The 23,692-nt window shown below is 38.8% G+C and carries 18 protein-coding genes; 4 read left to right on the top strand and 14 right to left on the bottom strand.

Annotated features, from left to right (window positions below; translation table 11 throughout):
• Positions 1-92: 92 nt before the first annotated feature.
• From coaBC to NE558_RS12465, 4 genes are all read right to left on the bottom strand, one after another.
• Positions 93-1,289 carry a bifunctional phosphopantothenoylcysteine decarboxylase/phosphopantothenate--cysteine ligase CoaBC gene (gene coaBC / locus NE558_RS12480; protein ID WP_256150445.1) on the bottom strand — a complete coding sequence of 399 codons (1,197 nt, stop codon included), beginning with the start codon at positions 1,287-1,289 and terminating at the stop codon, positions 93-95.
• Positions 1,290-1,382: 93 nt separating this feature from the next.
• A complete protein-coding gene (locus tag NE558_RS12475; protein ID WP_256150444.1) occupies positions 1,383-2,186 on the bottom strand; it encodes a DUF4397 domain-containing protein in 804 nt (267 codons plus the stop codon).
• A 213-nt stretch (positions 2,187-2,399) separates the two neighbouring features.
• Positions 2,400-2,912, bottom strand: a complete 513-nt coding sequence (locus NE558_RS12470) for a ferritin (protein ID WP_256150443.1) — start codon at positions 2,910-2,912, stop codon at positions 2,400-2,402.
• Between the two features lie 40 nt (positions 2,913-2,952).
• Positions 2,953-3,858 carry a hemolysin family protein gene (locus NE558_RS12465; protein WP_256150442.1) on the bottom strand — a complete coding sequence of 302 codons (906 nt, stop codon included), beginning with the start codon at positions 3,856-3,858 and terminating at the stop codon, positions 2,953-2,955.
• Positions 3,859-4,078: 220 nt separating this feature from the next.
• On the opposite strand from NE558_RS12465, the gene NE558_RS12460 reads away from it, so the two are divergent.
• Positions 4,079-4,780, top strand: a complete 702-nt coding sequence (locus NE558_RS12460; RefSeq protein ID WP_256150441.1) for a hydrolase — start codon at positions 4,079-4,081, stop codon at positions 4,778-4,780.
• A gap of 138 nt (positions 4,781-4,918) precedes the next feature.
• Here NE558_RS12460 and NE558_RS12455 read toward each other — a convergent pair whose 3' ends face one another.
• The 4 genes from NE558_RS12455 to NE558_RS12440 all read right to left on the bottom strand — a co-directional run bounded on the left by NE558_RS12455 (position 4,919) and on the right by NE558_RS12440 (position 8,629).
• The gene (locus NE558_RS12455; RefSeq protein ID WP_256150440.1) at positions 4,919-5,107 is read right to left on the bottom strand and encodes a FeoB-associated Cys-rich membrane protein; all 189 of its coding nucleotides are present in this window, start codon (positions 5,105-5,107) and stop codon (positions 4,919-4,921) included.
• Positions 5,108-5,119: 12 nt separating this feature from the next.
• On the bottom strand, positions 5,120-6,274 hold the full coding sequence (locus tag NE558_RS12450) for a radical SAM protein (protein ID WP_256150439.1): 1,155 nt from the start codon (positions 6,272-6,274) through the stop codon (positions 5,120-5,122).
• Between the two features lie 337 nt (positions 6,275-6,611).
• Positions 6,612-7,535 carry a pseudouridine-5'-phosphate glycosidase gene (locus tag NE558_RS12445; RefSeq protein ID WP_256150438.1) on the bottom strand — a complete coding sequence of 308 codons (924 nt, stop codon included), beginning with the start codon at positions 7,533-7,535 and terminating at the stop codon, positions 6,612-6,614.
• Positions 7,532-8,629: a PfkB family carbohydrate kinase gene (locus NE558_RS12440; protein ID WP_256150436.1), complete on the bottom strand. Its 1,098-nt coding sequence runs from the start codon at positions 8,627-8,629 to the stop codon at positions 7,532-7,534. Before NE558_RS12440 ends, NE558_RS12445 begins: the two co-directional genes overlap by 4 nt.
• A gap of 137 nt (positions 8,630-8,766) precedes the next feature.
• On the opposite strand from NE558_RS12440, the gene NE558_RS12435 reads away from it, so the two are divergent.
• Positions 8,767-9,564: a polysaccharide deacetylase family protein gene (locus NE558_RS12435; RefSeq protein WP_256150435.1), complete on the top strand. Its 798-nt coding sequence runs from the start codon at positions 8,767-8,769 to the stop codon at positions 9,562-9,564.
• A gap of 158 nt (positions 9,565-9,722) precedes the next feature.
• On the opposite strand, the gene NE558_RS12430 is transcribed toward NE558_RS12435, so the two are convergent.
• A complete protein-coding gene (locus NE558_RS12430; protein ID WP_256150434.1) occupies positions 9,723-10,715 on the bottom strand; it encodes a lipoate--protein ligase in 993 nt (330 codons plus the stop codon).
• Positions 10,716-10,867: 152 nt separating this feature from the next.
• Entirely contained in the window at positions 10,868-13,561 is a 2,694-nt protein-coding gene (locus NE558_RS12425) for a transglycosylase domain-containing protein (RefSeq protein WP_256150433.1), read from the bottom strand.
• Between the two features lie 193 nt (positions 13,562-13,754).
• Between NE558_RS12425 and yunB the strand changes: the two genes are divergently transcribed.
• The gene (gene yunB, locus NE558_RS12420) at positions 13,755-14,408 is read left to right on the top strand and encodes a sporulation protein YunB (protein WP_256150432.1); all 654 of its coding nucleotides are present in this window, start codon (positions 13,755-13,757) and stop codon (positions 14,406-14,408) included.
• A gap of 66 nt (positions 14,409-14,474) precedes the next feature.
• Complete coding sequence (locus NE558_RS12415) at positions 14,475-15,050, top strand: hypothetical protein (RefSeq protein ID WP_256150431.1); 576 nt, start codon at positions 14,475-14,477, stop codon at positions 15,048-15,050.
• A gap of 275 nt (positions 15,051-15,325) precedes the next feature.
• On the opposite strand, the gene NE558_RS12410 is transcribed toward NE558_RS12415, so the two are convergent.
• The 4 genes from NE558_RS12410 to NE558_RS12395 form a co-directional block, all read right to left on the bottom strand.
• Entirely contained in the window at positions 15,326-18,787 is a 3,462-nt protein-coding gene (locus NE558_RS12410; protein ID WP_256150430.1) for a pyruvate carboxylase, read from the bottom strand.
• Between the two features lie 144 nt (positions 18,788-18,931).
• Complete coding sequence (gene radA, locus NE558_RS12405) at positions 18,932-20,332, bottom strand: DNA repair protein RadA (RefSeq protein WP_256150429.1); 1,401 nt, start codon at positions 20,330-20,332, stop codon at positions 18,932-18,934.
• A 198-nt stretch (positions 20,333-20,530) separates the two neighbouring features.
• Entirely contained in the window at positions 20,531-20,944 is a 414-nt protein-coding gene (locus tag NE558_RS12400; RefSeq protein ID WP_066049371.1) for an endosialidase, read from the bottom strand.
• A 157-nt stretch (positions 20,945-21,101) separates the two neighbouring features.
• Entirely contained in the window at positions 21,102-23,549 is a 2,448-nt protein-coding gene (locus NE558_RS12395; RefSeq protein WP_256150428.1) for an ATP-dependent Clp protease ATP-binding subunit, read from the bottom strand.
• Between the last annotated feature and the right edge of the window lie 143 nt (positions 23,550-23,692).

Below are 23,692 nucleotides of genomic sequence, written 5' to 3'. Positions count from 1 at the left end.
CAAACCTTTCCTACCACCGGCATAGCCGGTGGTTTTGTCAAGCTAAAGCGAACAAGAAAAAGCGTACCTTTGATTATGGTACGCCTTCTGTATTAACCCTTTAGCTTTAGAATTTCATCGAAAATCTTATGGGCAACCATTTCTTTTGTCAAAAGCTCAAGTTGAACTTCTTCCTTCTTGGATATCATCGTTACAACATTTGTATCTGTTCCAAATCCACTGCCTGCAACCTTTAAATTATTGGCAACTATCATGTCAATATTCTTTTTTTCCAGCTTAATTCTGGAATTCTCAAGCATATTTTGTGTTTCCATGGAAAAGCCACAGAGAAATTGTCCTGCTCTGCGATGCTCACCCATATATTTCAAGATATCCTGGGTGCGATCCAACTCGATGCTCATTTCTCCATCTTTCTTTTTCATTTTATCATCTGCAACGGTCTTCGGCTTATAGTCTGCAACTGCCGCTGATTTAATGATAATATCATTTTCCATAAAATGGTTTTTCATAGCCTCAAACATATCAGCAGCGCTCTTTACCTGAATATAATTAATAAAGTAGGGTTTTTCTAAAGCTGTTACACCACTTACCAATGTAACCTCTGCGCCACGAAGCATTGCCGCCTTGGCTAACTCATATCCCATTTTTCCAGTGGAGTGATTTGTGATATAGCGAACGGGATCAATACTTTCTTGGGTTGGCCCCGCAGTAATAATAATTTTTTGTCCAATCAAATCCTTTTCATATGCAATTTCACGAAGGATATGGGCAACTAAAACCTCTTCCTTTGGAAGTTTACCTTCACCGGTATCCTTGCAAGCCAAAACACCACTCTCCGGTTGAATGATTTCATAACCGTAACCAGCCAGTTTTTTCAAATTATCCTGCACAATGGGATTTTGATACATATTTGTATTCATAGTTGGTGCAACAATCTTCTTTGCCTTACAGGCCATAACCGTTGTCGTCAGCATATCATCAGCAATGCCACAAGCCAATTTCCCAATGACATTGGCAGAGGCAGGTGCAATTAGGAATACATCTGCTTTTTTTGCTAAGGAGACATGGGCAACATGGAATTGGAAATTCCGGTCGAAAGTATCTACAAGACATTTATTTCCTGTTAATGTTTCAAACGTTATGGGTGTAATAAAATGTGTCGCATTCTCTGTCATAATAACATGAACGTCGCACTCCATCTTTACCAGCATACTGGCTACATTCGCCATTTTGTATGCCGCAATACTTCCCGTCACACCTAAAATCACTGTTTTTCCTTTTAGTAACATAGCATACTCCTTCAGTTCCGTATTTACATATATATTTGTCCATATTATAACAAACAATCCAAAGAAGGACTAGCCTTTTATGAAAAATTGCATCTAAAAAGTTAGGTGATTGATACCATCCTTAGCAATTACAAGCTGTAGCCCATTTTTCGAGTAAAAGTCTCCTAACGTATAGGCTGTGTAAGCAGTTTCATTCTCCATACTAAAATCATGCACCTCTAGCAAAATGTTATCTGAAATATAATCCCGAAATGTTATATCATGCACTTGAGCCGTTGCAGATAAATACCTGCTGATTTCCCTATAATCTAACTCTGTCAAAACAAGATGATCATCAAAATATACTTTTAGCAACGGTGCATTGGGAGAAATTTGAACAAAACGTAAGTATGCATAATTTTCAGGAATGGGATAAATACAGTCATTTACCAAGAGCAAACATGCATGATCTTCCAACCCGGAAATCGTAACAGTATAAACCCGATAACCAATTAAGTTAATAATTGTTGAGGAATATTCGTCTTTCGTTTGCCCGGCCTCGAAAATTTGAATGCGGTAATATCCTGGAAAAACTACATAAAATTCAGTAAATTCCTTATACTTTAGATCTGCAACGACTTTTTTACCATTTATATATATATCTATAGCCGGTACAGATACTAAGGCATTAAAAAAATTCAGATAGCTATATAGTGTAATCCCTGCAATAATGGGAATCTCTAAGTCTTTTACATCCGGAATAATATTTATTTCAGGTAATATTTTTCGTATGGGTTCAAGGTGAACTGCGGGGGTTAGAACTTCCTGTTCAAGTCTCCAAAGCTCTTCTTCAGGTATCGGTAGAGGCATCACCCATCCCTCGTAAGCTTGCATTTCGGCTACTTTATTATCGCACATAATTGCAACCTCACCTTTCTTTTTTCTTCTACAATATGGAGGGACAAATTTTTTCGTGAAAGGGAGTAAAATAGTAGGAAATAGATGTGGTTTCTTTGAGGGGTGTCAATGTTTTAAACACAAAAACATAGCTTATGGGTTGTTAAAAGTTAAAATGTAAAAAAGCGTATAATGAATATACGCTTTTCCAAATTTTTGAGTATACTTTGATGTTTAAAGTACCAATGAAGGTGCCGCATAAACTCTAGCCTTCAATTCATTATCCAGCATATAAAGGCCTTTTGCATCACTGCCGAATAATTCCATCTTGGTAATTAAATTATTGGCATTTGTTTCTTCTTCGCCTTGTTCTTTTACAAACCAATCCAAAAATTGAAGGGTACGATAGTCGTGAACCTCTTGAGCAGCTGTGTAAATGGTATGAATAGAATCAGTAACATATTCCTCATGAGCCAATGCAGCCTTTAACGGATCCATCAAGGATTCCATTTCTACATCAGGTTTACCAATTGCCTGAAAATCTACACGTTGGTTATTATTTTGCAAGTATTGATAAAAGAGCATTGCATGGTCTCTTTCTTCCTGTGCTTGAACCTTATACCAATTTGCGAATCCCTCTAAGCCTTTGGATTCAAAGAAGTTCGCAAAATCCAAATACAGGTAAGCAGAATAAAATTCCTTGGTGATTTGTGAATTTAAGAGTTCTATTACTTTTTTATCTAACATTTTTATCCCTCCTGTTTTTTATATAAATAGATTTTATCCTTTACATAGCTTTTTCGTGATTTGTCGTTTGTTCATCATCTAAGCGTAAGGCGTAAACCTTATCTATCCGCTTTTCTTCAATATTTTCTATTCGAAACAACCAATTCGCCACATGAATTTCAGGTTTTTCCCCTTCTTCAGGGATTCTCCCCAATCGGCCAATTAAGTATCCGCCTAACGTGTCATAACTTTCCCCATCTTCAAAAGTTATATCCAACAATTCCTCCACATCAGACAAATCTGTGGTTCCATTGATGCGATATGCCTTTTCATCTATTACACTAATATCTTCTTCCTCTTCCAAGTCATATTCATCGAATATATTACCAACAATCTCTTCCAACAAGTCCTCCATGGTGACTAACCCTGCTGTTCCACCATATTCATCAATTACAATTGCCATATGAACCTTATCTCTTTGCATCTCAGCAAACAATTCATCAGTCTTTTTGGAAAACGGAACAAAATAAGGTTTTTTCAAAACTTCTTTTAAATCAAAATTAGTTATATCGTGATTATCCGCAATGAAAAACTTTACAACATCTTTTACATGAAAGAGACCAATAATATTATCAATATTATCATCATAAACAACGATACGAGAATATTTTTCCTCTGAAATTACCTCCATAATTTCCAAAATGGAAGCATCCGCAGGTATTGCAACAATATCTGTTCTGTGGGTAGCGATTTCCCCCACTGAGGTATTCCCCAAATCAAAGATATTGTTAATCATCTTTTTTTCCGTTTCGTCTATACTGCCATTATCCCCTCCGGCATCTACCATCATGCGGATTCCTTCTTCTGTAATGATTGATCGCTTTTTTTCTTGCTGCAATTTCCATAATAAAAAAAGCAAAACCACATTCAGAATGATAGATATGGCCAAACCAATAATGGTTTCCAAAATATAATCATCCTCCAAAAAATACTAATATTTTCCGATAGCATTATTCTAGTCTGAAACGGAAATAATGTCAAGGTGTGGATATCTTTTGTCTTGCCAAAATATTACCTTTTTGTTTCAGTTTGTACAAAAAATCCTTGACAGACAACCTGCGTTATTGTATAATTATAACAACTTTTCATACGAATTATTCTAGTTATATAGTGAAAGGAGCTAAGGTATGGCTGAAAAAAACATCCCCCGTATTGATAGTAGATTAAGAAAGCATATCGTAACAATGCCAGAGGAAATATGGAGTGCCAGTGGTATTGTTATTTGGGGAAAACGCATTAAGTCGTTAATATTTTCAACCGACATTGCGATTATCCGAAACTGTAATGCCGATGCCGTTCTGGCAGTATATCCTTTTACACCTCAACAGATTATTGCAGATGCCATTGTTTCAGCCTCTAGTATTCCCGTTTTTTGCGGCGTAGGCGGAGGTACTACCACAGGCCCACGAGTTGTTATGTTGGCAAAGGATGCTGAAGCATTGGGTGCCATGGGTGTGGTTGTGAATGCCCCAACCAGCAACTCTGTCATTCAGCATATTCATGAAATTATTGACATACCCATTATTGTCACTGTGCTGGATGCTGATAGCGATATTGATGGAAGATTGGCGGCAGGCACAAGTATATTAAACGTATCCGCTGCCGGCCGAACCACCGACGTAGTTCGTGCCATTCGTGAAAAATATCCATCCGTTCCTATCATTGCAACAGGTGGCCCTACCAGAGAGAGCATTAAGCGTACCATTGAAGCAGGTGCAAATGCCATCAGCTTTACACCTCCAACCGCAATGGACTTATTCCATGGACTAATGAGTCGTTACCGTACGGAGCATGAGGAGCAGCAAAAAACAAAGGCTGCAGAATCCTAATATACCTCCTTACTTAAAACAAAAAACAAGAGTGCCCAATCCTGGGCACTCTCTTTTATTTTATATATACGTTACCTTGCTAATGCAAAACCACTCGGATATAGCTAAGGCTGTACCTAGTCATGGGCTCTGTTCCTTTTACTCGTGTTTCTCGTCTTCCTTTTCTGGCTTGTGGCAGCTGTCACTATGGGCACATCCACTGCATCCACCGCCACAGTTATTTTTCATATTATTTATATTCTTTTGCATTTTACGCATATTGTAGTACACAATTCCAAGTATCAAAATAATTGGAATAATAGTGGTAAAAATCATTTCCTTATCCATCTTTTTATCTCCTTAAATATATCTATCAGTAAAACGGTGAAGTAGAGTCTCCCATTCCTTTTCATCAACAATGTTTTTGGACATTTCTTCCACACGAGCCTGATCCTGAGGCTGTAAACGATATAGGTATTTCCAGTCTAAAGGGAAACCCATGCGCCTTGCCAATTGATATCTTTTTTGTTCTTTTTCAGGCAGTGCCAAAAAGGAATCAATATATTCCAACATCCAAGTCAAATCCTTATCCAAATACCCTGTTACTTCTTGCAGTAAATTTATGATATGATCACTGGTGAGTTTTCCATTGGCTCTATTGGGGTCAATATGGGCAAGCATCTTCCTGATCTCTACTAATTTATCAATATCCCTTTGTTCCTCATACATGCCTGAATCCCGCAATTCTTCCATCAAAGAGCCCGTTCTTAAAATGAATGTACGTAAACGGACAAAATCCGGGTTTACTTCGTTGATAACCTTTGCTGTTTCTATGGCATTTTCATCGGATAAGGCTTTGCCGCCCACACCAGGCATAAAATAGATTGAAAGTTCGATACCCGCTGCCTTCACCTTTTTACCACCGATGATTTCTTCCTCTTGGGTCGCTCCCTTAGAAATCAATTGCAAAACTTTATCAGACCCCGATTCATAACCTGAATGGATACGATCCAATCCTGCTTCTCGCAAACGCTTAAAATCCTCCAGAGAAATGCGTGCTAAAGTATTTGCTCTGCCATAGGAAGTAATTCGCTGAATTTCCGGAAAACGTTCTCTGACGTAACTGACAATTTCTATCAACCACTCAGGGCGCAATACCATCGTATTTGCATCCTGCAAAAAAATTGCTTGTCTATCCCCTTCTGTTAGCCAAGTAAATACCATTTGATAGCACATTCTTGCTTCATCTGTAGGCATAGACAAATATTCCTGCCGAATGGCTTCCATGTCATACTCGCCTTGATTCATATTTGCAAGAATTCTATCCCTGTACTCCTCCATAACATCAATATCTTTTTTAACCTCAGCCACAGGCCGAGTATGAAATGAGCTGTTCTTATATAACATACAAAATTTACATTTATTCCAAGGACAGTTTTCCGTCACACGAAGCAATAAGCTGTTTGCCTCACTGGGTGGACGAATGGGACCAATTTGAAATACACCCTGTTCCATAACTTCACTCCTTTCAATACAATACTCTTTCTAGCATTTTATATAATCTGCTTCAAAAAAGCAAGTTTAAGTTATAATGCTAAATAAATGGAGAGGAGTCTGTTCTGTTTATATTCTCCTAATACCAATCCATATAGATAGATTTATTTATCTATTTATTCAAGAGAACAAAAAAGACTCGTCAAGCACATGCAAAGTTACAGCATTGTTAACGAGTCTTTCATATTATATTAAAATCCCAATTTTTTCTTCTCTAGAATTTCAATCTTTCATTTTGAGGGCATTACTCTCATATGAAGATATTTTCGTTCGGCAATATATACGGTTCAGCTATAACTTAATTCAACTTTGCAAGCTCAACTGCAATTTTTGAAGCAACTTTTGCATTGTTATAAGCAAGCTGTAAATTGGATGCAAAGGAAACCCCTTCTGTCATTTCTTTAATATGCTTCAAAAGGAATGGGGTAGTATCTTTTCCACGAATGCCTTGCTCCTTGGCTAACACCAATGCACGCTGAATCACAGCCTCAATCTCATCAAAATCCAATTCATATTCGGCAGGAATAGGATTTGCAATGATTGCGCCGCCTTCTAAATTTAAATCCCATTTCGTTTTTAAAATTTTCGCAATTATCTTTTCATCTTTTGCATTAAAGTCCACCTTATATCCGCTCTTTCTGCAATAGAACGCAGGGAAATCATCTGTATCAACGCCCATAACAGGAACACCCATTGTTTCCAAATATTCCAATGTGAGGCCGATATCTAATAAAGATTTTGCACCCGCACAAATTACAGCTACTGGTGTATGAGCCAATTCCTGCAAATCTGCACTAATGTCCATAGTTTCTGTCGCACCCCTATGAACACCGCCAATACCACCGGTGGCAAACACTTGAATTCCCGCCATAGCGGCAATCATCATTGTAGTTGCAACCGTTGTAGCCCCTACTTTACCTGTTGCCAAGTAAACTGCTACATCACGACGGCTAACCTTGCCCACATTCTCTGCCCTGCACATAAGCTCCAGCTCTTCTGCTGTTAGACCAACTTTAAGCTTGCCATCAATAATTGCTGTGGTGGCAGGAATCGCGCCCTCACCACGAACGATTTCTTCAACCTTATGGGCAAATGCAACGTTTTCAGGATAAGGCATACCATGACTTAAAATTGTACTCTCCAAAGCAACTACAGGCTTATTGTTTGCAATAGCTTCTTGAATTTCAGGTGTTATGGTCAAATATTTTTCTAAATTCTTCATTTTCTTTCCTCCAATATTTTTTCAATCATATTCACACTCATATTTGGATTTATGGTTCCTTTATAGGAAATTGCCGCAACGCCTGCCCCTAAAGCAAAGTCCACCGTTTCATCTACATTGAAATCAAGTAACCTTGCGTATAGCACCGCAGCCATAAATGCATCTCCGCCGCCTGTGGCATTAACCATTTGATCTAAGGGCTTTAACGCCCGTTTCATTTTCACGCCGTCTCGATTCATATAAAAACAGCCATCGGCCCCTAAGCTCACGTATACATGCTTAAGTCCTTTTTCTAAAAGCACATCGGATGCCCGTTCTAAATCAGTATCATTATCAATTTTAATCCCACTGATTACTTCCATCTCCATGCGATTCGGCTTTAATGTATCAACTTTTCCAATAATGGGTTTTAACTTTTCCGCATAGGTACAAGAAACCGGATCAATAAAAACAGGGGTTTGACTTCCATACACATCAAGAATCCCCTCCAAAACCTCTTCCGGAAGGCCTGCATCACAGGTAATAAATTTAGCCCCGCTGATGATGCCGGATTTAGTTTTCAAAAATTCCATGCTCATGCGCTGTAATACCGACATATCCGACATGGCAACAAACATATCTCCGTTTTCATCCAAAATAGAGATATAGGTTGAAGAAGGATGTTTCTCTACCACCATGCTATGGGAAAAATCAATACCTGCAGCATTGCATTCATTACGAATCTGATCCGCATAAATATCGTCTCCTAAAGCTGTAATCAGCCTCACGGATGCTCCAAGTCTTGCCAGATTATCTGAAACATTTCGTGTAACACCACCTGCAGAGGAATTCATATTTCCAGGGTTACTATCCCTTAAAATAATACTTTTTTTGCTCATGCCGTGAATATCTACATTCGCCGCGCCAATTCCCATGATATAATCCTGTTCCTTTAGTAAATAGCCTCGTCCCAGAATATATCCCTTTTTCTGCAAATTCGTGATGTGCACAGCCACAGAGCTCCGGGTTATGTTTAGCTTTTGAGCGATTTCACTTTGCTCAATCATAGGCATATTGCGGATGATCTCATATATTTCCCGCTCTCTTTGTGTCAATTTTTCACCTTCTTTATATATGTTTAGTTTGTAAGCACATATTTATATTATTCTTATTTTCTGAATTTGTCAAGTCGTTTTTTTCATATTTTCACTCATAAATCGATATATTGTTAAAAAAGCTCGGAGGTAGCATAATGAAATTATTTAAAGCAATACATATCAAAAAAAAGCATATTTTATTTACGGTAGCAGCAATAGCATGCGTAGGCGTAGTTACATGCCTTGTTCCCCCTGCAGCAACAAAAGTCTCTTCTATTATTTCAGCACAGAATGAGAGAAAACTTCCAATTTATTGTGTTGAAACTGATAAACCACAAGTATCTATCAGCTTTGATGCCGCTTGGGGTGCTGAGGACACAGATCGATTACTGCAAATTCTTGCGGATAATGAAGTGAAAGCTACATTTTTCCTTTGTGGTTATTGGGTAACAGATTATCCTGAGGAAGTAAAGAAAATTGCAGAGGCAGGCCATGATTTGGGTAATCATTCTTCTACTCATCCTCATATGAATCAGCTTTCTTCAGAACAAATAGCCAAGGAGCTGGCAGATTGCCATAAAGCAGTAAAGGATTTAACAGGAATTGAAATGAACTTATTCCGTCCTCCTTTTGGTGAGTATAACAACACCGTAATTGAAACATCATTCGCCAATTCCTATTATCCAATTCAGTGGGACATAGACAGCTTGGACTGGAAGGAATTGGGTGCAGACCATGAAATTAACCAAGTATTAAACCATAAACATCTTGGCAACGGTTCAATTGTTCTTTTCCATAATGATGCTAAATATACACCTGAGGTCTTGGATACCATAATTAAAGGATTAAAGGAAAAAGGTTATGAAATTGTACCCATTTCCCAACTCATCCTGAAAGATAATTTTGAAATGGATCATGAGGGCAGACAAAGAAAAATCGCCAAGGCATCCTAAATTTACAAAACAATTACTTTTGGTTTAATATTTTACCCTTTTATTCAGAATTGATGTAATCCTAAATTATTTCACTAAGAGATTCACCTACATACATTAAAAAAGAATGCACCAAAATGATCTTGCAATTTTCATTTTGGCGCATTCTTATTTTTATTTTAAAGTAAAATATCTAAAAACTGATTTACTGAAAGCCCATGAAAATATTTTTCAATTTCAATATTCTTCAAAGTCTTTTCCAATGCCTCTCTTTTTAATTCACAACCTTCTAATAACTTTGATAGCTCTCCATGATCACTTACCCCAAAGAAATCGCCATAAAACTTAACCTCAACGATTTTGCCATCCCTTGTATTCATGTGCGCCTCAATTTTACCGCAACCATCAATACGACGTTCCTTTTGCACCGTGTATTCAGGAGATTTTCCATAATTCCAATCCCAACGAGCATAGCGTTCTAGCTTGATTTTTTCTATCTCATCTAAGTCCTTCTCCGTCAACGAATATGTTTCCACGGGCATTTCTCCAAAAACATAGGAAACCAGTTGATTTTGAAATTCCTCCAAGGTTAAATCCTCTTTTAAATAAGGCTTTACATTTGTTACACGGCTTTTTACCGACTTTGCCGCCTTTGACTGAAATTTATCCCCCGCTACATTAAGCACAGCGGCAACCACATCCAAATCCGAATTGAACATAATTGTTCCATGGTGCATCACTCTGCCTTCTTTTAGATATTGAGAATTTCCCGAAAACTTCTTTCCATCAATTGTGATATCATTTCTGCCATTTACTTGTGCATCAGCCCCTAATTCTTGCAGTAAAGACGCAACCGGCTGACAAAAAAGTTTTATATCCAAATCACTTGCTTCTTTTGCATCCATAATAAATGTAAAATTCAAGTTCCCTAAGTCATGATATACTGCTCCCCCACCAGAAAGGCGGCGGATAACCTTTACTCCCTTTTCCTCAACTACTTTTGGATTCACTTCCCCAAAGGTATTTTGGTTTTTACCAACAATTACTGCATTATTATTTTGCCACAGCATAAAATATTCCTTACTGCGATCCATCTTGTCAAAAACAAATTGCTCCAACGCTAAGTTAAACGCAGGATCTGTACTGGGTGATTTTAAATAAACCATTGACATCTTGATTCCTCCTCTGGCTAAGCCATTTCTTTTGTAAAATTTCTTTTATTTTACCATTATTAAATCAGAAAATCCATCCCTTTTCTTTAGTGTTTTATACGCAAAAAAATCTTCCTCGCAACCTAGTTGGGGTGTTCGGAAGATTTTTTATTTTAATTTATACCAAAGTTATTATTCTGCCAAGTATTTTCATCAGGAATTCCATCATCATAATTGGTATCACCAGGCGTATTGGTACCGGGATTATTGCCATTATTTCCACCCCATCCACCGTTGTCTGTAGGCAGATTGTCATCGTAGGGAGGAGGCGAATTAGTATGGTCATAGTCACAAGTTTCCTTGATATTAATGTCCATTTTGCCTTCCGGTATTTTAGAAGGCTTGCTTAAAATATTCCCCTTTTCATCAACTGCAAGGACAACATCCATTCGGCTGGAATCAGGGCAATTGTCAGAAGCAAGCTTACCGGATTCCTTGCAAATGCTAAATACCTTATGCACAGTGCAAACTTCACCTGGTCCTTTAAAATCTGATGCAGCAAAATCTGAATGTGCTGTGAGTCCGTAATAATCTTGACTGCATAAATCAGTCGCTATTTTACCACACGCAGAGCAATATGACTGGGAGACAAGGCCACTTGGCTTTGTAAAGTCTTTATTAGAAAGGCCCTGATGCACCTGACTCATCACTGTTCGCCAAATGTTTAAATGAGCACTTCCACCATTTGCAATAATCTTTGCAGTGTCATATCCCATCCAGATACCTGCGGTATAATACGGCGTATACCCATAGAAGGTTAAATCCTTGGTATCATTGGTGGTACCCGTCTTACCAGCAACAGTCATGCCACTGATTGCGGCTCTATGGCCTGTAGCACTACCGCCACCGGTAATTACATCCTTCATCATATCCGTCAGCATATATGCCGTTGTTTCTTTAATTACACGATGGGTATCAATTTTAGAATTATCCAGCAATACATTGCCATCGTGGTCATAGATAACTGTATAATACTGTGGTTCATTATAGATACCGCCATTCGCAATTGCAGCATAAGCAGCCGTTCCTTCTAAAACAGAAATACCTTGGGTTAAACCACCTAATGCAGTGGTTGCCGCTTTATCGGCTTCCACCAAGGTTGACAGACCGAAACTCTCCATATATTTGAAAGAAGATTCTGCCCCAACCATCATAAATGTTTTAATCGCCAAAATATTCATGGAATCACGAATACCCTGTCTTACGGTGGAAGGACCTAAAAATCTGCCATTCCAGTTTCTTGGTGACCAACTGCCATAGGTAACCGGCTCATCAATAATAACAGAACCGGGCATTAAAAGCCCCATATCAATTGCCGGTGCATATGAAGCCAATGGCTTCATTGCAGATCCCTGCTGACGCAGGGCTTGGGTTGCTCTGTTAAAAACAGAATCACCGGGCTTTTGCCCTCTGCCGCCTACCAAAGCTTTAATTTGTCCATTATGCTGATCCATAATTACCATTGCAGCCTGTAAAGACCTAGATGTCGTAACCTTATCCAAAACTAAAGTATGAGTATCATCTAAAAGTTCTTTTTGCACAGACTCAACAAATGCATCTACCTGATCCTCACTGGTAACCGTAGTTTTTCTCTCATAATGAGACTGATTACTTTTTGTATCCGGATTTGTTGTATCCATAACCGAAATCAAATAGGTTACACTTAGAGTGCCATCGGATGCAGGAAAAAGGCTGTCCGTATTAAAAGCAACTTCCATGGCATCCTGCATGGTGGCATCCATGGTTGAATAAATCTGTAGCCCGCCACTATAAATTAAATCATATGCTTGTGCCTTTTTATACCCCTTTTTCTCAACCAAATCGTTGGCAACTTGAGCAATCATCGCCTCAACAAAATAATTATGATTAGCCTTTTGGGTATCATCTTCTGTTTTACTGCCAACCAAGGTTGAATATACATCCTCAGCAACAGCCTGATCATACTCTCCTTGGGTAATATAACTCAAGTCCAGCATCTTCTTTAAAATCGTCGTTTGACGCTCTTTGCTCTTTTCAGGATTTGTATCGGGTGCATATACGCTTGGATTTTTTGTTATTCCAGCAATGACTGCACTTTCTGCCAAGGAAAGCTCACTGGCATTTTTCCCATAGTAATACTGTGCTGCCGATTCAACACCGTTGAGTCCATGGCTTAAACCTATTGTATTTAAGTACAATTCCAAAATATAGTCCTTTGCCGCCTTCTTGCTCCCCAACTGTTTTTCTAAGGAATTTTCGAGGGAAACAGCCAAATACTGTTCCTTTACTTTTCTGACCAATGTTTTTTCATTATACAAGGCCTCATTTTTGATCAGCTGCTGGGTAAGCGTACTGGCACCCTGAGAAAAACTCATGTGCCTAACGTTTTGCACCATAGCTCTCATAATTCCTCGGAAATCAATGCCATTATGCGCATAAAAGCGTTCATCCTCAATGGCTATAATAGCTTTTTGCATATATGGAGCAATTTGAGTTAACTTTACATATTCTCTATTTTCGTCTCCATGAAGCTTGTCGAATTCTTGTCCATTGGCATCAAATATAATTGAAGTGTATGATTCCGGTGTAACATCCTGTGTGTTAATCATATCTGTGCCATTTAGAATTCCAAACACCGTGCCCAGCCCGGCACCCACAACAGCAAAACCGATAATTACACCAATCGCCAGTAGCACTTTGAAAAACCCACCGCCACTTTTACGCTTGCGTCTCTTTTTCTTTCTCGGATTTGATCTAGTTGAACGTGATGACGAACTGCTTCTCGGAGTGCCTTCAGGTGGGCGTCTCCTTTGATGCGTTTCACTCATGTACATAAACCCCCTTTAAATTCAATATGATTATAGCAGAAATCAACAAAGAGGAAAAGGGAAATTTCATTACAACAATCTTAATCCCCTTTGCTAATTACAGATAACGAAGTGGAAAAATAATTTTCAATATTCGTTCTTTTTGATATTCTAAGGCTTTCCCACATACTCTTGTTTTAAGGAGATGAAAAAATTGAGAAAAAAATTTCGAAAAAAAAATAAAAAAAATGGAGCTTTAATTCTGCTTTTCACATTTGTTTTTGTTTTTTTTATTACTATTTTGTCTTTAAAGCAATTTGAAAAACAGATAGTGCCTTCTCTGCAAGAGATTTCTCATACACGTTCCATGGCACTTGCCAACGAACTCATTAATCACTGCGTTCAAACAGTACTGACTGATTTACCTTTATCCACAGAAGACTTTTTGACCATTACAGAAACAAACCATACTTATACTGCAAATACACAACAGATTAATTTATTTTGTACCCGTTTAAATAATGAAATAAATACTGCCATGCAAGACTTACCCAAAGAACGAATACTGATTCCGTTGGGAGCAGGATTAGACATTACTTTTTTTGCCAACCAAGGTCCAAAAATACCCTTTACCCTAATGCCTGTTGGTGCAGTTACATCTGATTATGAAACCTCCTTCACATCAGCAGGGATAAATCAAATAAACTACAAAATTTGGGTAAATTTATCTTTTGAATTGCAAATTGCAAATCCTCTTTATAAAGAAAAAATAACCTTCACAAAAAAAATAATGCTGATTGACACAATAATTAGCGGAAAAGTACCAGATTATTTCTTCGGTACAGGACAAAACAAGAATATCTATTGACAGATTGTGCAAAATATTATTAAATGTTAGTTGATTAGGATTTACTATTTTTTGGAGGTACTGGAAATGGTTAAAACACTAAAGGATTTTTTTTATGAACTTGGCAGTCTATCTTACGACAATGGTGACTACGCCATTTTAAAAATTAAAGTGAAAGAAAATGAAGTAAAAGGCTTTGTAGACTGTTTTCTACCGGGAACAGAAATATTAAGCGATGGCAAAAACGGCAAGCCCTTAACTTTAAAAGGTGCTGCGAATACAGATAAGGGAGCTACCGGTGAAGAGGAATTGGAATTCACAGGTCTTCAATTATATGATTTTTCAGATGCAGATGGAAACTGGTATCTGATTACATTCCCTACTGTTGAGAAATTGGAGGAATACCTTTTAAGTGAGGCTGGCTATTTGAATTTTTACAGCACACAAATGTTTGTATTTGAAAATGGCGTTGAGAAGCCCTTTGAAATTATGTTCAATGGCGACAATGATACCGTAATCGGTATTGATAAGGACTCTATGGATGCTCCCTTAGATATTCCCTCTTTAAAGGGTAGAATTTGGGTTAGATGGAGAAATCCAGACGAATTAAAGCCTTTGACAGATGCTGATGTTGCTGCGTATAAAAAGTCAATCGGCAGATAAACCCACCGTCAGAGAGCTTAAAACGCCCAATAGGGCAATGAATTTCTAATGATCACATTGAAAGGTTATTGCAATTGTGTTTCAACTATTGCAATAACCTTTTTTCGTGTTTTTAAATTTCTAAAGCCCCTAACCTATTTAAATCCACCTCATATACTCCTCTCTTTTTCAACGAAAAAAGGATATCTCTTCAGTTAATTTCACTTACGAGATATCCTTTTTTATTTTTTAGTTGTTGCAAAAGAATTGAAGCCTCTACTTAAATCATTAAATTCTTATTCTTTTACGAAAGAAACTAACAAATCTCCTTGGCTAACCTTTTCACCCTCAACAGCATAAATCTTATCAATCACGCCATCTTCTTTGGCAACAATAGAGGTTTCCATCTTCATGGCCTCAACAGTAAGCAAAGGTTGATTCTTCTTCACTGCATCCCCTTCTTTTACAAAAACCTTACTGATTGTACCGGGAATGGAAGAACCCAAGTGGAAAGGATTGTTTTTGTCTGCCTTTAATTTACGATCACTCTTTACTTCCAAGTTCTGATCCAGCACCTTCACCTCACGCACTGCACCGTTAATTTCAAAGGTAAGTGTACGGAAGCCTTCGGCATCAGGGTCAGACATATCGATATACTTAATGAGTATATTCTTACCTTCACCAATTTCAATTGAAGTTTCTTCCCCTTTTGCTAAACCAAAGAAATATACATCGCTGGTTAATTTAGAAACATCAGTGTAATATTCCCAGTGGAAGCAATAGTCATCATATACCTTAGGATACATAGCGTAGCTGATAATATTTCTAGGGTTAATACGTTTCATTGTATGGGTTTCAAGCAAATGCTTCTCAATTGCCTTCAAGTCAGCAGGAGGCAATAAAGCACCCGCTCTGCCCTCAATTGGTTTCTTGCCTTTTAAAACAATTTTCTGCAATTCTTCAGGGAAACCACCTTCAGGTCTGCCGATATTGCCCATGAAGTAATCAACAACAGAATCAGGGTAGGATAAATCCTTACCTTCTGTCAAAATATTATCCTGAGTTAAACCATTTTTGGACATAAAGATTGCCATATCGCCAACAACCTTAGAAGAAGGAGTTACCTTAATGATATTGCCCAAAAGGTCATTTGCCTGCTTATACAACTGCTTAATTTCTTCAAAGTTATCAGCAGAACCCATGGCCTTTACCTGTGCCAGTAAGTTTGAATACTGACCACCGGGAATTTCATATTTATATATTTCAGTATTAGGTGTCTTCATCTCACTTTCAAAACCAGTGAAAATCTGACGAACTCCATCATAGTAATGGCTTAATTCTGTCAACTGGTCTGTATCCAGTCCAGTATCTCTTTCTGTTCCTTTCAGCGCCTCTGCTACAGCATTCATGGAAGGCTGGCTGGTTAAAGAACTCATAGACTGAATTGCCAAGTCCACAATATTTACTCCTGCTTCTGCTGCCATTAAAACTGTGCTGACACCATTGCCTGTTGTATCGTGAGTATGCAGATGCAAAGGAATGTTTAATTCAGATTTTAAAGCAGTAAACAATTCTTTTGCAGCATAAGGCTTCATCAAACCTGCCATATCCTTGATGGCAAAAATATGACAGCCCAATGCCTCCATCTCCTTTGCCTTACGCACATAATAATCCAAAGTGTATTTTGTTTCATTTGGATTCAAAATATCACCGGTATAGCAAATTGCACCTTCAACGATTTTTCCTGTTTTCAATGATTCTTCAATGGGCATCTTCATGTTTTCCACCCAGTTTAAGCTATCGAAAATACGGAATACATCTACCCCTCGTTCTGCAGAAATTTTGATAAATTCCTGTACTACGTTATCGGGATAGTTTGCATATCCAACGGCATTAGAAGCACGCAAAAGCATCTGAATCAATGTGTTTGGCATTGCCTTGGAAAGCTGCTGTAAACGAATCCAGGGAGACTCTTTTAAGAAACGATATGCAACGTCAAAGGTTGCACCACCCCAAGCTTCCACGGAAAAAGCTTTTTCCATAGCCATATTGGTAGCGGGTGCTGCTACAATTAAGTCATTGGTACGTAATCGTGTTGCCATCAAAGACTGATGAGCGTCACGCATGGTTGTATCTGTAACAAAAAGACGTTTTTCCTTCATTAAACTCTGGGTATAATCCTTCGCACCCATTTTTAAGAATGCATTTTTTGCACCGTTTACTTCAATTGTAGATCCATCCTCATTTTTTCCAAAGGAGGGAACTGGAATTTTATCAAATTCAGGCTTATTGCCCTTAGACTCATTCACGATTTTATTACCGATGAATTCTGCAATTTTCGTAGCACGGTCTTTACCTGGTACGATATGGAACAGCTCTGGTGTACTTTCAATAAAGGTTGTTGTACACTTTCCGTCATTCCAAATCTGGCTTTGCAATACATTAATCAGGAAAGGAATATTTGTTTTTACACCACGAATTCTGGTCTCTTTTAATGCACGAATTGCCTTTTTGGTTGCATTCTCAAATCGTCTGTCATGGGCAATAACTTTAACCAGCAAGCTGTCATAATAAGGTGTGATTTCCGCACCTGTGTATGCAGTGCCACCATCCAAACGAATGCCATTGCCAGCAGGAGAACGATAAACGTTGATTTTTCCTGTATCAGGCAAGAAGTTGTTTGCAGGATCCTCTGTTGTGATACGAAGCTGAATGGAATAACCGTTACAGCAAATATCTTCCTGAGAAGCAATTCCGATTTCTGGGGAATTCAAAGGATAACCCTCTTCAATCAAAATCTGAGCCTGAACAATATCGATTCCGGTCACTTCTTCCGTTACGGTATGCTCAACCTGAATTCTTGGGTTCATTTCAATAAAATAGTAATTTTCGTCGGCGTCAACCAAAAATTCCAGTGTGCCCGCATTTTTGTAGCCTACATGCTTTGATAAATGCACTGCATCAGCAAAAATTTTCTCTCTAACACCATCACTAATGGTAAAGGCAGGCGCAAATTCAACTACCTTCTGATGACGTCTTTGCACGGAACAGTCACGGTCTAAAAGATGAACCACGTTACCGTATTTATCGCCCAAAACCTGAACCTCAATGTGTTTGGGGTTACGAAGGTATTTCTCAACGAAAATTTTATCGTCACCAAAAGCCTTCTTTGCTTCATTTCTGGCTTCTTCAAATTCCTTTGCCATTTGCTCTGGGCCATTTACAATACGCATACCACGACCGCCGCCGCCGTTGCTCGCCTTCAGCATAACAGGATAGCCAACCTTTTCAGCAACAGCCATTACTTCATCCAAATCACGGATTGCATGGTCTACACCAGGAATAATGGGCACATTACATTCGATTGCCATTTGTTTGGATGAAATTTTATCACCCATGGCATACATAACTTCAACCTCAGGGCCGATAAAAGCGATGCCTGCTTTTTTACAAGCAGAAACAAAATCAGGATTTTCGGAGAGGAAGCCATAGCCGGGATGAATTGCATCAGCCCCCTTAGCCTTGGCAATCTTAATGATATTATCAATATCCAAATATGCGTCAATAGGCCCTTTTTCGGGATTCAGCAAATATGCCTCGTCGGTTTTGGTACGGAAAAGAGAGTATTTATCTTCTTTGGAAAAGATACCTATAGTTTGAATCCCCAGCTCATTCAAAGCACGATATACGCGAATTGCAATTTCGCCACGGTTTGCCACAAGCACCTTTTTAAACTTCTTAATTTGTACTTCCTGCATCTTTATACCTCCTTAATCATTATGCTTTACATTCAGAACCCAAAGTTTACAATTAAAAACCTTGTTTTCTATTATAATATACGATGGCTTATTCGTAAACTAAAAATCTGTAGAGATTTATATAAGTAAAACTTATATGCTTCGTCATTTTTTCCCCTTAGGGAATATTTTTCCTAATAAATGTGTGAGGTTTTTACATTCAACCACTTCTAAATTATCCAATTTTACTTTTCTGGCACCTTCAGCGGCCACAAACACCTTTGAAAAGCCCATTCTATCTAACTCTCGAATCCGCCCTTCCATTGCAGGGATTTTTTTCAACTCTCCCGTTAAACCCACATCAGCAATGAATGCCCAATCGGAAGGCAAGGGAATATCCTTCACGCCGGAAACAATACTCATCAGCACAGCCAGATTTGCCGCCTGCTCTTTTAAAAACAGGCCCCCTGTTGTCTTCACAACCACATTTTTATCATATAGTTTTAATCCACCACGCTGTTCCAATACAGACAAAAGGGTATTCAAAGTGTCTTTTTTCATATTCTCGCTAATTCTTAACGGATATGCTGTAAAAGAATTTGAAACCAGACTTTCAATCTCTGCAACAACCGCTCTGGAACCTTCCCGCAATACGGTGATGGCACTGCCTGAAACCGAATCCTCTTTTTTTCTTTTGGTAACAAAATATTCCGAAGGATTATCAATAGAGGTAAGTCCCTTTTCCGTCATCGCAAAGAAGCCCATTTCCCCAGTGCTGCCGAAGCGGTTTTTTGTGGCAATTAAACTTCTCAGTTCTTCTGCCCCTTCCCCTTCCAAAACCAAAACGGTATCCACTAAATGCTCCAGTGCTCTAAGACCAGCAATTTCATCGTTTTTGTTCATCTGCCCAATCATAAATACAGCCCTGGGTCTGGCTTTATTCTTTGCACTTTGTACCAAGGCAGAAGCGCATTCCATGGTTTGGGTGGGATTACCCGCTCTGGATGGATAAAATTCCGATAAAGCAAAGGTTTGAATACTATCTAATATAATAAAATCTGCATCCACCTCTGAAATTGCCTCTAAAACCCGATCCATAGAAGTATCTGCCAAAATCCAGATATTATCCTCCACCTTTTCCAATATTCGGTCAGCACGACTTTTAATTTGGCTGTCACTTTCCTCACCGGAAGCATAGAGCACCCGCTTGCCGCTTTTTGCTAATTGGCTTGCCACCATAAGGGATAAAGTTGACTTACCACCACCCGGAGGAGATGTAATTATGGACACGGAATCTCTTACAATGCCTCCACCCATCACTCGGTCAAACTCAACAATACCAGTTAAAAGACGTTCATCACCAATGATTTCCACCTCAGACAACCGAGAAACCACTTGATTTGAAGAGCTTTTCGTCACAGTCCTAGCGAAAGCCTGTCCCTTTTGGCTTTTTATCTCTTCTCGTTCTTCAAATGTATTCCAAGCTCCACAGCTGGTGCATCTACCTGCCCATTTGGGACTTTTATATCCACATTCAGAACAAACAAATACTGTTTTTGTCTTCATATCTCCACTCCCAGCCTAGTTCTATCATTAGAAAAAAGTGGGCTGCACGCACATACAGTCCACCTAATCAAAACCAATTTTTTCGCATTTTCATATAGTTAGGGAAATTAACGAATCTTTTTTCGTGCCAATCCATCCCCAAAAAATGGGCCTATAATCTGAAGTGGACTGTATAATTATACAGTCCACTTTACTTTATCAGCCTATCTTTTCAACCTTCACATAGGGCATATTGTTTTGCAATTCAACACCAATGGTTACCTTGCCTGCCATATTTGTTTTTACCTTGCCTACATTTACATCGTCAATCAAAATTTTATATTCACTAGAAGGTTCCATTTCCAAAGTCAACTGAACATCCTCGTGACCCTCTATCATGAAAAATGCACCTTTTTCATTTAATGAAAATTTATGTATGGTAGCGCCGGGCACTACCTCCATAAGCATTTTACCGTTTTTCTCAAGCTTTGTAATTTCATTGTATGTTTTAACCTTATAAAGATCGCCTTTTACTTCAAAATCCAAAACCTTTTTCTTTTCATCCATCAAATAATTGCCGAAGCTGATACTTCCATCTTCTTCCTGACGAATCAATTCCTCGATTACAGCCATTTCGCTACCTCCCAAAATATCACTTTCACAGTATACTTTCGATAAAAAATCCGAAATATCGCCAAATTTCTCTCTTCATTTGGATTAGGTTGATTATAACACAAAACATGACTTTGGTATATAGCTAAATTCATTATTTCAATAGGAAAAATTTCAATTATTTTACAGTTCTAAAGGAAAATCCATTTGCTTTAACCCCAACGGAAACCTTGCTTCCCTTTTGGAAGTTGCCACTCAAAAACTCCTCTGCAAATACATCTTCAATCTTTGTTTGCAGGGCACGGCGTAAAGGTCTGGCGCCATATGCTTTATCGTAGCCCACCTCCGCAATTTTTTCAATGGCCTTATCTGTAAAGGTTAACGTTATATCCATGTTTTCCTCAACTCTTTTAGAAAGTGTTTTCACCATAATCTTTACAATCTCAACAATATCCTCTTGTTCCAAAGGATGGAACACAATGATGTCGTCAATACGATTGATAAACTCCGGCTTAAAGATGTTTTTTACTTCATCCATAACACCTTTTTTCATAGCTTCATAGCTTTGCTCTGCCGTTTCCACACTGGTAAAGCCCATTCTTTTCGGTGCGGCAATACTCCTTGCTCCAGCGTTGGATGTCATAATAATAACCGTATTTTTAAAATCCACCTTACGCCCTTGACCGTCAGTAATATGTCCGTCATCCAATACCTGCAAAAGGACATTAAACACTTCAGGGGAAGCCTTTTCGATTTCATCAAAAAGTACTACCGAATAAGGGTTTCTGCGAACTTTTTCACTGAGCTGACCGCCTTCTTCATAACCAACATATCCAGGAGGCGCACCCACCATTCTGGCTACACTGTGCTTCTCCATATATTCGGACATATCTATACGAATCATTGCGCTTTCGTCGCCAAAAAGTGCCTGAGCCAAAGCTTTGGAAAGCTCTGTTTTACCTACGCCTGTGGGTCCTAAAAACAGAAAGGAGCCAATGGGTCTATTGGGGTCTTTTAAACCAACACGACCACGACGGATTGCTCTTGCCACTGCCTTTACCGCTTCGTGCTGACCCACTACCCGTTCATGGAGTGTATCTTCAAGGGCAAGCAATCTTGCTGTTTCTTCCTCTTTTATACTCTGTAAAGGGATTCCCGTCCAACGGGAAAGCACCTCTGCAACTTCCTCCGGTGTTACCGTATGGGCATTAATGTCGTTTTTCTGATCCCAATCTTTTTGGGCTTCCTTCAATTGGGTGCGCAAAGCATCCTGTTGTTTTTTTATTTCACAAGCTTTTTCAAAATCTTCTGTTTTGATAGATTCCTCTTTTTCCTTCTCCATCTCCGCCAGTTTCTTTTGCAAATCCTTTACCGCTAGAGGCGCTCCATAGGTTTTCAAACGCAATCGGGAAGCTGCTTCGTCAATAAGGTCAATTGCCTTATCGGGTAAAAAGCGATCTGTCACATAGCGCATAGAAAGCTTTACTGCAGCCTCTACCGCTTCATCGGTAATTGTAACCTTATGATGCACCTCATATCTGTCCCGAAGGGCACGAAGCATATCAATGGCAGCCTGCTCCGTTGGTTCTTCCACCTTAACAGGCTGGAAACGGCGTTCAAAGGCAGCATCCTTTTCAATATATTTTCTGTATTCATCCAGTGTTGTTGCACCAATCAGCTGTATTTCACCTCGGGCAAGGGATGGCTTTAAAATATTGGAGGCATCAATGGCTCCTTCTGCCGCACCTGCGCCGATTATGGTATGAATTTCATCAACAAAAAGAATGATGTTACCATCTGCCCGCACCTCAGCCAAAGCTTTTTTCATTCTGTCTTCAAATTCACCACGATATTTTGAACCTGCAATGACAGCAGACAAATCAAGGCTGATAATCTTTTTATTTTTTAATACCTCAGGAATGTTTCCATCCACGATTTTTTGTGCCAAACCTTCCACAATGGCGGTTTTTCCCACACCGGGATCTCCCACAAGGCAGGGGTCATTTTTTGTTCTTCTGCTTAAAATTTGAATGATACGTTCAATTTCCAAATCTCTGCCTACAATGGGGTCAAATTTATTGTTTTTCGCCATTTCCGTCAGGTTGCGGCTAAATTTATCTAACGTTTCCGTTGGGCTTTTTTCCTGTGTTTCACCATTTGTATTCATACCTCGAATACCCGAGGTTTCATTTTCACCGGCACCCAGCATACTCATAATATCAGCGTATACTTGCTGTCGGTTTACATTTAAATCCATAAGAATCTTTGTCGCAATATTATCCTCTTCTCGAATCAAGGATATCAGCATGTGTTCTGTTCCTACATAGCCCATGCCCATTTTTACCGCTTCCTGAAGACCAAATTCTACAACCCGTTTCGCTCTAGGTGTGTAATCTACGGGGACATAAAAGGTTCTGTTGTGTTCATTTAACGTAACAATGCGATCCATAACCTGATGATAGGTTACCCCTTGTATTTCCAAGGCTTTTGCCGCTACACTTTCTTGTACTAGGGTTAGCCCAAGTAAAATATGCTCTGTTCCAACGTACTTATTTCCCAGTTTTAACGCGGCCTCTTGTGCTCTTGCCAAAACCTCTTGCGCTTTTTTCGTATATCTTCCTTCCATGTTCTTCACCTTCCTTAGCTTGTTAGCCATCAAAGCTTGTGATTGCTAATAGTATGTTTAAAATAAAAGAACTTTTCAGTTCTTTATTCTTTTTCCAAATATACTTAATTATACGAAAGAATTGATAAGAGGATACCTGAAAT

The sequence above is a fragment of the Anaerotignum propionicum genome, from assembly GCF_024461735.1.
GTDB lineage: Bacteria > Bacillota > Clostridia > Lachnospirales > Anaerotignaceae > Chakrabartyella.
The sequence above is the reverse complement of the archived record's forward strand: the minus strand, read 5'-3'. Positions and strand labels throughout refer to the sequence as shown.

What these genes read in the sequence shown, in the direction of transcription:
- NE558_RS12415 (WP_256150431.1), top strand. Translation starts at nt 14,475, where the DNA reads ATGGTTAAAACACTAAAGGATTTTTTTTATGAACTTGGCAGTCTATCT.
- NE558_RS12425 (WP_256150433.1), bottom strand. Translation starts at nt 13,561, where the DNA reads ATGAGTGAAACGCATCAAAGGAGACGCCCACCTGAAGGCACTCCGAGA.
- NE558_RS12445 (WP_256150438.1), bottom strand. Translation starts at nt 7,535, where the DNA reads ATGAAGAATTTAGAAAAATATTTGACCATAACACCTGAAATTCAAGAA.
- NE558_RS12435 (WP_256150435.1), top strand. Translation starts at nt 8,767, where the DNA reads ATGAAATTATTTAAAGCAATACATATCAAAAAAAAGCATATTTTATTT.
- NE558_RS12460 (WP_256150441.1), top strand. Translation starts at nt 4,079, where the DNA reads ATGGCTGAAAAAAACATCCCCCGTATTGATAGTAGATTAAGAAAGCAT.
- NE558_RS12455 (WP_256150440.1), bottom strand. Translation starts at nt 5,107, where the DNA reads ATGGATAAGGAAATGATTTTTACCACTATTATTCCAATTATTTTGATA.
- NE558_RS12470 (WP_256150443.1), bottom strand. Translation starts at nt 2,912, where the DNA reads ATGTTAGATAAAAAAGTAATAGAACTCTTAAATTCACAAATCACCAAG.
- NE558_RS12410 (WP_256150430.1), bottom strand. Translation starts at nt 18,787, where the DNA reads ATGCAGGAAGTACAAATTAAGAAGTTTAAAAAGGTGCTTGTGGCAAAC.
- radA (WP_256150429.1), bottom strand. Translation starts at nt 20,332, where the DNA reads ATGAAGACAAAAACAGTATTTGTTTGTTCTGAATGTGGATATAAAAGT.
- NE558_RS12475 (WP_256150444.1), bottom strand. Translation starts at nt 2,186, where the DNA reads ATGTGCGATAATAAAGTAGCCGAAATGCAAGCTTACGAGGGATGGGTG.
- NE558_RS12430 (WP_256150434.1), bottom strand. Translation starts at nt 10,715, where the DNA reads ATGTCAATGGTTTATTTAAAATCACCCAGTACAGATCCTGCGTTTAAC.
- NE558_RS12400 (WP_066049371.1), bottom strand. Translation starts at nt 20,944, where the DNA reads ATGGCTGTAATCGAGGAATTGATTCGTCAGGAAGAAGATGGAAGTATC.
- NE558_RS12450 (WP_256150439.1), bottom strand. Translation starts at nt 6,274, where the DNA reads ATGGAACAGGGTGTATTTCAAATTGGTCCCATTCGTCCACCCAGTGAG.
- coaBC (WP_256150445.1), bottom strand. Translation starts at nt 1,289, where the DNA reads ATGTTACTAAAAGGAAAAACAGTGATTTTAGGTGTGACGGGAAGTATT.
- NE558_RS12395 (WP_256150428.1), bottom strand. Translation starts at nt 23,549, where the DNA reads ATGGAAGGAAGATATACGAAAAAAGCGCAAGAGGTTTTGGCAAGAGCA.